The organism is Cohnella lupini (assembly GCF_003386205.1).
Classification (GTDB): Bacteria; Bacillota; Bacilli; order Paenibacillales; family Paenibacillaceae; genus Cohnella; species Cohnella lupini.
This window is the reverse complement of sequence record NZ_QRDY01000011.1, coordinates 1-13,682: the sequence shown is the minus strand read 5'-3', so window position 1 is coordinate 13,682 and position 13,682 is coordinate 1. Positions and strand designations below refer to the sequence as shown.

General features: G+C 54.6%; 9 protein-coding genes. 8 read left to right on the top strand and 1 reads right to left on the bottom strand.

The features are described from left to right. Positions 1-40 precede the first annotated feature (40 nt). Positions 41-1,432, bottom strand: a complete 1,392-nt coding sequence (locus DFP95_RS17750) for an Nramp family divalent metal transporter (RefSeq protein WP_115994003.1) — start codon at positions 1,430-1,432, stop codon at positions 41-43. A gap of 285 nt (positions 1,433-1,717) precedes the next feature. Between DFP95_RS17750 and DFP95_RS17745 the strand changes: the two genes are divergently transcribed. The 8 genes from DFP95_RS17745 (at position 1,718) to DFP95_RS17710 (ending at position 13,566) form a co-directional block, all read left to right on the top strand. Beyond that, positions 1,718-7,153 carry a WIAG-tail domain gene (locus tag DFP95_RS17745; protein ID WP_181907496.1) on the top strand — a complete coding sequence of 1,812 codons (5,436 nt, stop codon included), beginning with the start codon at positions 1,718-1,720 and terminating at the stop codon, positions 7,151-7,153. Positions 7,154-7,286: 133 nt separating this feature from the next. Continuing rightward, entirely contained in the window at positions 7,287-8,153 is an 867-nt protein-coding gene (locus DFP95_RS17740) for a glycosyltransferase family 2 protein (RefSeq protein ID WP_245987715.1), read from the top strand. A 4-nt stretch (positions 8,154-8,157) separates the two neighbouring features. Then, positions 8,158-9,306, top strand: a complete 1,149-nt coding sequence (locus DFP95_RS17735) for a hypothetical protein (RefSeq protein WP_147304185.1) — start codon at positions 8,158-8,160, stop codon at positions 9,304-9,306. Positions 9,307-9,310: 4 nt separating this feature from the next. Continuing rightward, on the top strand, positions 9,311-10,048 hold the full coding sequence (locus DFP95_RS17730) for a glycosyltransferase family 2 protein (RefSeq protein ID WP_115994000.1): 738 nt from the start codon (positions 9,311-9,313) through the stop codon (positions 10,046-10,048). A 38-nt stretch (positions 10,049-10,086) separates the two neighbouring features. Next, positions 10,087-10,812, top strand: coding sequence for a sugar phosphate nucleotidyltransferase (locus DFP95_RS17725; RefSeq protein WP_115993999.1), 726 nt, complete (start codon positions 10,087-10,089; stop codon positions 10,810-10,812). Continuing rightward, positions 10,809-11,894 (top strand): GT-D fold domain-containing protein, encoded by a 1,086-nt coding sequence (locus tag DFP95_RS17720; RefSeq protein ID WP_115993998.1) that lies wholly within the window; start codon positions 10,809-10,811, stop codon positions 11,892-11,894. The genes DFP95_RS17725 and DFP95_RS17720 overlap by 4 nt, the downstream gene beginning before the upstream one ends. A 21-nt stretch (positions 11,895-11,915) precedes the next feature. After that, positions 11,916-13,328, top strand: a complete 1,413-nt coding sequence (locus DFP95_RS17715) for a glycosyltransferase family 2 protein (protein ID WP_115993997.1) — start codon at positions 11,916-11,918, stop codon at positions 13,326-13,328. 40 nt (positions 13,329-13,368) lie between these two features. After that, a complete protein-coding gene (locus DFP95_RS17710; RefSeq protein WP_147304184.1) occupies positions 13,369-13,566 on the top strand; it encodes a hypothetical protein in 198 nt (65 codons plus the stop codon). Positions 13,567-13,682: the final 116 nt, after the last annotated feature.

Genomic DNA, 13,682 nt, shown 5'->3' with positions numbered 1-13,682 from the left:
GCCATTTTAATTTGCTCAGCTGATGGGAATTTACCTGAGTTCAGCCGAAGAAAGTTCGGTACAGCAAGTAGATGTTAAGGCTCATGATGACGACGGCGATCAACCAAGCGACGATGTTAAGCCACATCGGATTCGCGAACTGTCCCATCTTCTTCTTGCTGCCGGTGAATTGGACAAGCGGCACAACGGCAAAGGAAAGCTGCAAGGAAAGGATGACTTGGCTCAAGATGAGCAGATCCATCGTGCCGCTCTCCCCGTAGAGCGCGGTGACGATGACCGCGGGGATGATGGCGATCATACGGGTAATCAGCCTGCGAAGCCAAGGAGCAAGCCTAATATTCAAGAAGCCTTCCATTACGATCTGACCGGCCAACGTTCCGGTTAACGTGGAATTCTGCCCGGAGGCAAGCAACGCTACTCCGAATAGAACGGCCGCCAAAGATGTTCCGAGCATCGGCGCCAGCAAGTGGTACGCTTCCCCGATCTCGGCCACGTCGGTACGACCCGCGGTGTGGAATACGGCCGCGGCGATAATAAGAATGGCCGCGTTAATGAATAAAGCGAAGAACAAGGCGATCGTAGAATCCCAAGTCGTATATTTGATAGCCTGCCTTTTGCCAAGCGCGGTTTGTTCGAATTGACGCGTCTGTACGATCGATGAATGAAGATACAGATTATGCGGCATAACCGTCGCGCCCAGTATACCGATGGCGATGTAGAGCATCTCGGGATTTTTGACGATTTCGGCGGTCGGGATGAAACCTTTCATCACGCCGCTCAGCTCCGGCGCGGACCAGAATAGCTCGAATGCGAAACATAAGCCGATCGTAACGATTAGCGCGATTACGAGGGATTCGAGATACCTGAAGCCCTTCTTTTGGAGAAGCAATATGATAAGAACATCCAAAGCGGTCAATATAACGCCATACAAGATGGGGATACCGAAAAGCAGGTTCAACGCGATGGCGGCGCCGATGACCTCGGCCAGATCGCAAGCCGCGATGGCCAACTCGCATAGAATCCATAAAGCGAAATTAACGGGCTTGCTATAGTTGTCGCGGCATGCCTGCGCCAAGTCGCGGCCGGTTACGATGCCGAGTTTGCCCGATAAGGCTTGAAGCACGATCGCCATTAAATTGGATAATAAGATGACTGAAAGCAAGGAATAACCGAACTGCGAACCGCCGGCCAAATCGGTTGCCCAATTGCCCGGGTCCATGTATCCGACGGCGACCATATATCCCGGGCCGGCGAACGCCAGGAATTTGCGGAAGACGGATCCGCTCTGAGGGATTCGGACGGAGCGAAATACCTCGGGAAGCGAATGCTGGACTCTAGCTCGTCTCCAACCGTCCTTGTTTTCAGGAATGGATTCGGTCGAAGCGGTTTGGGAAGACGTCGGTTTATTTTTAATAGCGGATTCATCTTGCATGGATATACACCTCGGTGACTTGATCTTGCGTATGGAAACAAGTGTAGCGTGCAGGACATTATTTTTCCTCCGGGCAACACTTGAATGATTTTAAATATACGCCCGTATTCTCGAAAAGTAAACGAAGAAAATCGCATTCCCATAATTCGGAAGCATACGTCGCAAATAAAAGCGAAATTTTTCTTAACCGATAGGGACACTCGCCCATCCTCGTGACGTGCCTATGGGTGAATGCATATGATACTGGAGATTTCGATGATTTCGATGATCAGGAAGGAGAGGGACATGAAAAAGAAACAGGCAGGTAAGACGCCCAAATCGCGCCGGCCGCTTTATTACGTCGATAATCCGAACATGCTCGAGCTGAAATGGCTGGATGACATACAACAAAAGGTAACCAAACCCATTTCCGTGCACGGCGCGGCTGCATCGATCCAGAAACCGGCGGAAGGGCAAGCGGCGGTCAAGCAAGGTCGCTCTATCGCTATCGCGCATAACGGAGGCAACGCGAATCCCGTCGAGACCCCAGCGGAGACGATCGTAAATCTAGTCTCTTCAAGACCGGATTCATCGGTTGCGGGAGAATACGTATCCTCTCAATTAGAAGCGGAGGAAATCGTCGCCATTGCCACGTCTCGACCGCGAGCCGACGGTCCGAACGGATCGGAGTCGCGGGAGGATATCGTCTCCGTTGTCGAATCCCTGCAGTCCGAAAGCACGCAAACGACGGATGCGTTAGTCGAGTTGCTGAACCGGGATCCGGGGGAAACGGGAATTGATATTTCCTACGAGCTTCAAGAAGAGGAATCACTGGGAAGAAACGTGCGCCATTCGAGGCTGGAAGAGAAAAGAATGCCATCGAGACCGGCTCCGATCGTGTATACCGACGATATCGCGAACGAAGCGGTCACGGGCGAGAAGCTGGCTCCTTATGCGATCGGGCCGAAGAATCTGGCATCAGATTCGGTATACACGAACGCGTTGGCGGATTTCTCGGTGACCGCGATCAAGCTAGCGGATGGATCCGTTACGTCGTCGAAGCTGGCTTCGGAGTCGATCGTCGGGGACCACCTCACGAAAAATTCGATTTCCGGCCAAAAAATTCGCGATCGCTCCATCACCGGAGAGAAGCTCCGCGACGGGAGCGTCTCTTCCGAGAAGCTGGCGGACAGGACGATCAGCTCGGATAAAATCGCCGAAGGCTCCATACAGGCTAAACATTTGAGCGTCGCGATCATTACGTCGGAATTGCTTCAAGACCAGATTATCACCTCGGAGAAAATCCGCAGCGGCTCTATCCGCAGCGAGAATCTGGCGAATGAAAGCATCGATACCTCGAAGCTGGCCGACGGCTCGGTTACGTCTTCCAAGATCCGGGACGGAGCGGTTTCGAAGGAGAAGGTCGCGCGCGGAGCAATCGATACCCAGCATCTGACCGAAGGCCTCATTCTAGCTGACCACGTCGCGCTTGGAATTTTGCAGGGAAAGCATTTGGCTCCGCACGCGGTCGCGTCGGAGCATCTCGTAGACGGGGCAGTCGGCGTTCGCGAGCTGGCCGAACGATCCGTGTCGGGAAGCAAGCTGGCATACAACTCCGTTCAATCCGAACATCTGCGGGCGGAAGCGGTAAGAAGCGCTCATCTCGCCGACGAAGCGGTTGAATCGGGACATCTTGCGGACGGCGCGATAACGGCATCGAAGTTGGCCGATCAGTCGGTCACAACTCTCAAGCTCGTGGATCATGCCGTTACTTCTACGAAGATAGCGGATCAAAGCGTCGTTTCCGGGAAATTGTCGGACGAAGCCGTGCAGTCCAGACACTTGGCTAAAGGCAGCGTCGTTGCGGATAAACTGTCCGACGGCATCGTCGAGTCGCGCCATCTGTCGGAGAAATCGGTGGAAAGCCGGCATCTAAAGGCCGAGGCTGTAGGCAGAGAGCATCTGAAAAGCGGTTTGATCGGTCCGGAGCAGCTCTCCGTTAACGCCGTGCAAACCTCGCACGTTATCGGCGGCGCAATCGGAACGCCTCAATTGGCGAACGGTTCGGTCACTTCCGAGAAGCTCGCAGAGAAGTCGATAGGAATTCCGCATCTGCAGCCCGGATCAATACGAACGGAGCATTTATCCAAGGAAAGCGTTTCTTCCGAGAAGCTTGCGACGGGTTCCCTTAAGCCCCGGCATTTCGGGGCGGGCTCGGTCGAAGGCTCCGCGTTGGCGCCGGATTCCGTTGACGGTCGTCATCTTCGCAAGGGTTCGCTGGAGCCCGGGCATTTCACCAATGCCTCCGTTAGCACGGCTGCCTTGCAGATCGAAGCGGTTACGGAGAAAAATATATCGCCCGGAGCAGTCGGAGAACGCCAACTTGGCATCCGCTCCGTCTTTTCGCACCATTTGACCGATCATTTGATCACGTCCTTGAAGCTGTCGCCGGAATGCGTATCGACGGATAAAATCGCGGATATGGCCGTTACGTCGAACAAAATCGCGGATGACAGCATTTCCTCCAATAAGCTGAGCGAGAACTCGGTTTACGAGAAAGCCTTGCAAGACGGAGCGGTGTCAGGTCGCGCATTAGCCAAAGGCGGAGTGTCTTCCAAGCATTTGCAACCTAGGTCCGTTCAATTCACGCATTTAAGCGAAAACTCGGTCCGATCGTACAATTTGGAGCCTGGATCCGTAACTTCCGTGAAGTTGGCCGAGGCATCGGTAACGGCGCTCCACTTGGTATCCAACTCGGTGGAGAGCAGGCATCTGGCCGAACAGTCCATCGTAGGAGCGCACTTATCCGAGCAGATTATCCATGAAAATCATCTTACCGACGGAATCGTGACGGCAAGCAAATTAGCGGAAAACAGCGTCGACGGGAGCAGGCTTAGAGACGGTTCGGTAGAGGGACGGCACATTGCCGATCAATCCGTTTCCGCATCCCATCTGCAGCCGGGTTCCGTATATTCCGTTCACTTGCGCGAAGGCTCCGTTGAAGCGGCGCACTTGGCTCCCGGAAGCCTTCACGAATCAGCGATCGCGAACCTTGCAGTCACGGAGGCGAAGCTGGCAGAAGACAGCGTAACTTCCAAGAAGCTAGCTCTGGGAAGCGTCTCCGCCGAGCATTTGCAATTAGAAAGCGTCAGCGGCAAGCATCTGAAGTCGGAGGCTGTTCACGGCTTCCATCTGCGCAAAGGAACGGTATCGATTTCCCATCTTGCTCCCGACTTGCTTGAACTAGCTAAGAACGGAGAACGGCGAATCGATGCCGAACGGCTGGAACCTGGCGCGGTTAACGCGATTCATCTGAGGGAAAAAACGATAACGGAGGATAAGCTAGCCGATGGTGCGGTTACGCTCTCCAAGCTTGCTGACGGTAGCGTATCGTCGGAGAAACTGGCACCGGGCAGCGTAGGAACGACCCAATTGGCGGAAGCATCGGTTACGTCGGATATTGTGGCGGACGGCAGCATCTCCGCTCCGAAGATCGGCGATTACGCGATAACGGCGGATAAACTTGCGCTCGGCAGCGTGGGAGCAAGCCATTTGATTGCGGGGGCGGTGACGGAGGAAGCACTTGCCGACTTCAGCATATCGTCGGAGAAGCTCCAGGTTGGAGCGATAACGACGGAGAAACTTGCGCTCGGCAGCGTGGGAGCAAGCCATTTGGCGGCGGGAGCGGTGACGGAGGCAGCGCTTGCGGACTTCAGCATATCGTCGGAGAAGCTCCAGGACGGAGCGATAACGACGGTGAAACTGTCGGGAGGCAGCGTGGGAGCGATCCACTTGACCGCGGGAGCGGTGACTGAAGATGCGCTTGCGAACTTCAGCATATCGTCGGAGAAGCTCCGGGACGGAGCGATAACGACGGAGAAACTTGCGGGAGGCAGCGTGGAAGCAAGCCACTTGACCGCGGGAGCGGTGACTGAAGCTGCGCTTGCGGCAAACAGCATATCGACGGAGAAGCTTCAGGACGGCGCGATTACGACCGATAAGCTGTCGGGAGGCAGCGTGGGAACGAGTCAATTGGTCGAGGGTTCGGTGACCGCGGACATTCTGGGAGACGGATGCGTTACTTCCGTTAAGCTTAGAGGTCGCTCGGTAACCTCGGAGAAGTTGGCGTTCAGAAGCGTCGGGAACAACCACTTGGCGAAAGATTCGGTGAATGCGGATATTCTCGAGGACGGAAGCGTTACGACGGATAAACTAGGCGTACGTTCGGTTACATCCGATAAGCTTGAGGAAGGCAGCGTCGGAACGATACAGTTGGCTTCCGGCTCCGTGACCGCCGACGTTCTGGGAGACGGAAGCGTGAGCTCGCCTAAGCTTCAGGACGGCTCCGTCACGACGGAGAAGCTAGCGTACTCAAGCGTGGATACCGCGCAGCTTGCAGCAGATTCGGTAACGTTAGAGATCTTGGCGGATAACAGCGTCGCGACGGAGAAGCTTCAGGACGGTTCGGTAACCTCCGAGAAAATCGCCAAAGGAAATGTAGGCGCGAGCCAGCTTGCCAATGGATCGGTGTCCGAAGCGATCTTGGCGGACGGAAGCGTAACGACTGCCAAGCTGATCGACGGCGTCGTGACGACCGATAAGCTGGCAGGCGGCAGCGTCGGAACGAGCCAAATGTCGGAAGGCTCGGTGATAACTGAAATTTTGGCGGACGGAAGCGTAACTGCTTCCAAGCTTGGCGATGGATCCGTAACTTCGGAGAAGCTTGCTCAGGGTACTGTAGGAACGAAACAGTTGGCGGATTATTCCGTGACTTCGGACGTCCTAGCCGATGGGAGCGTAACGACTTCGAAGCTGCACGACGAGTCGGTGACCTCGGAGAAGATTTCTAACAGGGGAGTGGGCACGAATCAACTGGCGGATGGTGCGGTAACGACCGAAAAGCTGGCGCCGGGTGCCGTAACGGTAGAGAATCTATCCGCTCCGGTATTCGAATTTCTGACTTTCGTGGGGAATGCCATTACGGAAGAAAGGTTATCGGATCATTCCGTAAGCGCGGCGAAGCTAGTACCGGGAGCCGTGGGTACCGGGCAGTTGGCGGACGGTTCGATCACGACCGAGAAATTGAGCCCGGGGAGCGTGGGAGCGGAACAATTGGGAGCGGGAGCGGTTAACGCGGAGAAAATATCCGTTCGCAGCGTCAGTTCCTCGCATATCATTCCTCGGTCCATACTCGGCTACCATCTCGGAGAGCAGACGATCACTTCGCAGCACCTGAAGCCTCAATCCGTAACGGAATCGCATCTTGCGGACGGCAGCGTGAGCAGTTCGAAGCTTTCACCGGAAGTGCGTCAATTGCTGGACCAAGTCCAACAACCGCAATCAGTTATCGCTACCGTTGCCGTTCCTCAGGTTGAAGCTTCTTTGGAGTTGACTCCCGGAATCGTTGAGGGAGAGCACCTGGCGGACGGCAGCATCGGCGTCGAGAAACTGTCCTTCGCTCCGGTAATCGCTCCTTCGTCGGGGGCCGGATTATTATTCGGCAATGTGCATTATGCTTTCCAAGGCGGAATGGAATCACTGAGCTTGAAAATTTCCTTCGCGTTGCCGTTCGCCGATAATTCGTATACGTTGGTCGCGATGTCGGATCACCCGAGCTGCAATTGCATTCTGGGTAGCAAACAGGCGGATGAAGCGGAAGTCGTAATCTTCCGGACGAGATTAGGACCCGAGCCCGAAGGATTCATTCAATGGATCGCATTGGGCAACCAAGGGAGTAAATAAATCATAAGAACTAACCAAGGCGGCGCCAATCTACATCCGGCGCCGCTTAACCGTACATATGCCGTTACGAATGGACACGTCACACATACAATGTCTTGTATACCGTTGCCCGAGCCTGAGGGGGGTGAATGGATTGGCGAACAAAATCGGGAGGAACGGTTCCCGTTCCCCTAAGCCGCGGCTTAAAAAAGGGAAACGCAGAGTCCCGACAAGAACTACGGCAATCCGAGCGGAAGCGGGAGTGCCGCGTCCGTCCATCGATCCATGGACGGCTCCGCACGTATCCATTATCGTGCCCGTTATGAATGAACGAAGAACGCTGGGAAGGGTTATTCGGGAAGCCTTCCGGGTACATCCGCACACGGAAGTCATCGCGGTCGTCAACGGTTCTACCGATGGTTCCTTGGAAATAGCAAGGAAAAGCGGCGCTAAAGTGCTCGTATACGATCGTCCGCTCGGTCACGATGTCGGAAGATCAATCGGGGCAAGGGAAGCGATGGGTAATATTCTGATGTTCATCGACGCGGATATGGTCATCCCTGCCGCCAAGCTTAGAGCGTTCGTCGATGCCGTGGCTAAAGGGACGGACGTCGCGCTGAATGATTATTCCGGCCCGGTCAATAAGCCAGTGGTCCATGGTGTGGTTCTCGCCAAACATGCTTTGAATTCGTTGTTGGGGCGCTCCGATCTGGAGGGAACCTCGATGACGGCCATACCTCACGCCATCAGCCGAAGGGCTTTGTCCGTCATGGGAACCTCGGCGTTGACCGTACCGCCTTTGGCGCACGCGATGGCGATTCGAGAAGGGCTGAAAGTCGAACGGGTTATTCCTATTAATGTTGGTATGTTGAATCCCATACGCGCCAAGCGCGAACGCAAAAATTCCTTGGAGCCGTTAATCGTCGGAGATCATCTGGAAGCCATACAATGGTGGCTAAGAAAAACGGATTTCCGCGGCGGATACGAGGACGGAGCCCGTCAGAGATGGATGGTGAGATAAGCACATGATGAAAAAGCGACGCTCGACGATTCGTTCCCCGCGTTCCGCGACCGCTTCGAAGTCGCGTGCGAGAGTTCATCGCGACAAGAGACGAGCGAGAATGAAACGGCCGGCATCGGCAAAGCTCGGGCGCAGAGTCCGAGGAAGCAGTAGGAACATTGTTCGGCGCAAAGTTCCGACTTTGAAAATTCAACATCGGGATTATTCGGTCGGTGCGAGCGACGGAAAGGCATGGAGGGAGAGCCCGTCCAGTTCCGACGATCCGCTGGGAATTGGCGAAGCTATTCATCGTCAATGGAGTCGTAGGTTCCATGAGCCGGCGCGCCACAAGAATGCGGCTTGGAGCAACATCCTGCAGAGCGGCAAGAACTACGCGGCGGGTTTCATACAAGGCGCTGGCCAACCGACGGCGATTACGCCGGTTCCCATTCGCCGCAAGGCGTCGGCGGTCTTGTGCGCGGGAGCAAGCGAGACAGCGCTGCAAGAGGTGTTGGCGCAGCTTGAGACTCTGCCGCTCCAGGAGATCGTCATCGTTCTTGGCGATCCGACGGAAAGGATGTTTAATCTGGGGAGAACCCGTCGGAATACGGTGATAGCCTCTTTGTCTAATTCCGTGGATTCCGACGTTGGACGGGCTCTGGGCGCTAAACTAACCGGAGTGGACACGGTTTTGTTCGTCGATGGCGAGCATGCGGTGCATGCGGATATTCTGGCGCGATTTCTATGGGAATGCGAGACGAATTGCGACATCGCATTGAACGATCTGTCTGCTCGGATGGGATTATTTCACCAACGCGACAGAGTAGATCGCTTCCATGAATTTCTGAACGCGAGCCTGAATCGCGAGGATTTGACAATCAACTCGATGTCCGTACTCCCCTATGCCGTAAATCGGCATGCGCTCGATACTCTCGGTGCAGCGGCGCTGGCCGTACCGGCGAAGGCGCATGCTCTTGCCATCGTCAACGGGCTCAAAATAGGCTTCGGGGGTTCGGCGGTCAACGGGAATCCGCGAAACGGGATCGAACGGGATGCCAATTGGAGAATAGCGGCCGGAGATCACGTGGAGGCATGGAGAGAAGCGATGAGCGTCAGAGGAAGCCGCTTGTTATTCAATGATTCCACGCGCAACCGCAGCGTATTGGGGGAGTAAGAGAGTGACTAAAGCTTCCATTATCATTCCGACCTATAATCGGCTCGATCTGCTTCAAGGGTGCATTTCCTCCATCCGGCAGCATACGGATTCCCCATACGAGATTATCGTTGTGGATAACGCGTCCACGGACGGAACCTCGGAATGGTGCATGCACGAAAAGTTGAGTTGTATTTCCCTTCCCCGAAACGAAGGGTTTCCGATCGCCTGTAACAAAGGGATGCGTCTATCCTCGGGAGATATCCTCGTCTTGCTGAACAACGATACGATCGTAACGCCTAATTGGCTACGGAATATGTCGGCGGCACTCCTTAGCGCTTCTGACGTTGGGATTGTAGGGCCAGTCACGAACTACGCAAGCGGGTCGCAGCAGGTACATTATCCTTTCGAGAATCTTGCCGAGTTTCAGAGAATCGCGGCCGAAGTGAACGTCTTGGATGCCGCGAAATGGAAAAGGGTCGAACGAATCGTGGGGATCTGCTTCGTCTTTCACCGCGGCTTGATGGATAAGATAGGGCTTCTAGACGAACGATTCTCGCCCGGTCACTACGAAGACGATGATTTCTGCTTGCGCGCCAGGCTTCACGGCTTCAGCCTTCTCGTCTGTCATGACGCGCTCATCTATCATGAAGGCAGCGCAAGCTTCAAGCGCGAAGGAGTACAGCAGCAACAAGAGCTTGTCGAACGCAACTATCGGCTGTTCATGGACAAATGGCATTTGGATCCGCGTGCGTTCATCTGATGAAACGACATCGCTCCTAACCTTGAGGAGGAATTGCTTTGAAGGCTGTCATACTGGCAGGTGGAACCGGAACCCGTCTTAAACCGCTCACCTACTGGACGAATAAACACTTGCTGCCAGTCGGATCGTATCCGATGATCTGTTACGGCATAACGAAGTTAAGGGATTCCGGTATTAGAGACATCGTCATCGTGACGAGTCGCGCCGCGTTGGGAAGCTTCGCCGACGTACTCGGGAGCGGCAAGGATTGGGGAGTGTCGATCCTGTATCGGGTACAAGAGGAAGCCGGGGGAATCGCCCAAGCGTTGGAACTGGCTCGACCCGTCATGATGCCCAAAGACAAATTCATCGTGCTTCTTGGAGACAATTTATTCGAGGAAAGCTTGAAGCCCTACTGCGAGCAATTTATAAAACAAAAAGCAGGGGCGATGGTGCTGTTGAAGAAAGTCGACGATCCTCGCAGGTACGGCGTTCCCAAGCTTGATCAGGTCAGCGGACGAATCGAGCTGATCGAAGAAAAGCCCGAACATCCGCTGTCCGATTATTGCGTTACGGGACTTTATTTTTACGATACGGACGTGTTCGATATGATTGATGGTGTAAAGCCCTCCAGACGGGGGGAGCTTGAAATTACGGACGTGAACAACGCCTACGCCCAGAAAGGCTTGCTGAGTTATCAAGAGCTTAAAGGCTGGTGGACGGACGCCGGAACGTTCGAGTCGTTGGAAGAAGCGGGAAGGAGATTGAAGGGGGCCATCTCATGATGAATCAAAGCTTGCGCAAGGCAGCCAAGTCCAGTCCGGTTCCCGTTCAGGCTTCTCCTCAGAAGGCGATAAAGCAGCGGACATCTCGTACAAACGTTCCAAAGACGATAAAACATAAGGCCGTAAAAAAGGCAACGGTCGCCCGTAAGCGGGGAGCTTCGCTAAAGCGCCGATCTTATTCCAAGCGACGGAGAACGACCTTAATGGTTGAGCCGTTGCAGCAGGACCGGCAAACGACGAACGCCGATACCCGCGAGATATATGAGCATGGATACCAAGAGGGCAGGATCGCGGGAGGAGAACTGCTCTTGGAGGAATTCCTTCCTCCCGACCTTATCATTCCCGATCTGACGGCGCGAGAAGCGATCGCGGTCGGCGTGCAGGCGCTTCGTAAAAGAGGGATTCCGCTGTTGGATAGCCATGCCGTTTACCGAGAACTGGAAAACGCCCTCAAGGACAAGAAACCATATGCGTTCATCCGTCTGGGAGATGGCGAGCTGCTCACTATGGCTCAGGAAAAGGTGCTTACGTCCGATGAAATCAAGCAGGCCGGTTCCTTCCTGCCTTACGCGGGGGTGACGATTCCCGACCTCAGAGCTCGCGACGAGATGGCCTCTTGCATACAGGTAGCCTCTTTAGTCGGGGTGCCGTTGTCCCGTCATCCGCATTTTCAGCCGTTGTTGTTCGCCGTTTTACGTGCCCATGGCATCGAATACCGGAATCTTCGTTATACGAGCTCGACGATGAATTATTTGCTCGATGAGCAAGGCTTAATGTCGAAGCTGTTGAACGGCAGGAAGATACTGGTGATCGGAGACGTTGCCGAACAGCTCGGTCAGGCGTTAAGAGACAAGGGCATGGAGGTAACTGGAATCGTAACGCCCGTCAGTGGATATTCCGACGTTGCCCGCGTCGTGGCCGAGGCAAGCGGTTACGATTACGATATCGCGCTTGTCGCGGCTGGAGTCGCGGCTATCCCGATTTGCGTGCATCTGGCGGGAATCGGCGGTAAGGTTACTTTTGATTTCGGTCATCTCGCGAATCGAATGGCTGGCTTGGATCTGCCGGACCGGCGCGAATAGAATTTACGGGAGGGGAATGAAATGGCTGTAACGACAAGGAAAGCCGAGCGCGTTAGGCATCGGAAACCTCCCGCTTCCAACCCGAGAGCATCGTCACCCAAGAAGGCGACTCGCCGTCGTCGTCGCGCGGTTGCCCCTAACCTGGCAGCTGGCCGGGAAGCTCGCCGTCGCGAAGGCTTCGGCGAAGGGTACCGCGAAGGCGTGCATTCGGGGATCCAAAGTTATCCTACGTTGTTCGAGGGAACAAGCATCGTGATTCCGACCTACAATCAGTTGGCGATGCTTAGGCAATGCATCGAGAGCATCTTGGACAATACGGATCTGCCCTATGAAATCATCGTCGTGGATAACGCGTCGACGGATGGCACGGCAGCTTACTTGGAAAAAATGGGCGGGCAGGTCCGCTTTCGTGTGTTGGACAGCAATCGAGGATTCGCCGGAGCGATTAACGTCGGCATGATGATGGCCAAAGGACGCACGATCATGCTGCTGAATAACGATACGTTGGCTACCGAGAAGTGGCTCGACAACTTGCTTATCTGCTTGAACAGCGACGAAGGAATCGGCATGGTCGGTCCGATGACCAATTATATCAGCGGAGATCAGAAGATTGACGTTCCATACGTAGACGTAGCGGATATGCCGAGATTCGCCCGGGAGTATAACCAATCGAATTCCTCGAGATGGCGAAGAGTAGACCGGCTTACAGGCTTTTGCCTGCTGTTCCGCAGGGAACTGTTCGAGGGAGTCGGTTATTTCGACGAGGGGTTCGAGATCGGCAACTTCGAGGACGACGATTACAATATCCGGGTGCGTTTACTTGGCAAAAGTCTCGTTATGGCGCAGGATACGTTCATTCATCATTTCGGCAGCGTAAGCATGAAAGCGCTCGGCGACCGATTCCTAGAAGTGAACGACCGGAACCAGTTTTATTTTATGGACAAATGGCATAATCCGTACGAATGGATCCATATGGTGCGTGAGCACCCGGAGTTGCAGACCGGTTCTCTGGCGCACTCGGCGGGCTTCTACCCCGAGAATGTGGTCGTTCAAGCGATCGGAGCGAATTATTACTGGATAGAGCAGGGCATGCGAAGGTTGGTAGAGGGCGAATTGAGGATTCCCGTCATTCGTTTGTCGCAAATCGATATGCGCCGATGGCCGATCGGCGAGCCGATCGCGGCGGAGGAAGTGGAGCATCGATGGAATGGGTTTGGCAATCAGGCAGGCGGGGAATCAGCGGTTATATCGCTACCCGACGGAAGTGCCTTTCATTCGGAAGGCGGCAAGGTACGAAGGATCATAAGCTCGGCCGTCATGCAAGCTTGGAGCCTGCATTTGAAGCCGGCCAAGTCGATTTCGCAGGAAGCGTTGAACGAGATGGCGCAGGGTCTTCCCATTATCGCGCCTCCGTTGTTCAAGCAGGTTCTTTGATAACGGATATGGAGAGGCCGAATTGGAGTGAATGGAACGGATGGAACGGCTGGACCCGATGGATCGGATGGACCCGATGGAACGGATGGATTTATCGGAATGCCTCGTCTGCAAGCTCTGCCGGAGCTTCGGAGAGGCTTTTTCTTTTGCGTTCGGTCATAACACTCGTAAAAGGAAAATAAGCGTGCGAGGCGGTGCTATTTTCCACAAAGTCGGTAGCGTCAAGAAGTATGTGTAGTAGGATTATCCAGCGGGAAACTTAGTTAGTTTGTGGAGGGGGAATTCCCTCGGGCATAACGTTCAATGTACATCTTCTCAAACACGGTTTTAGTATCGGGGTCTGCAAATCCACGT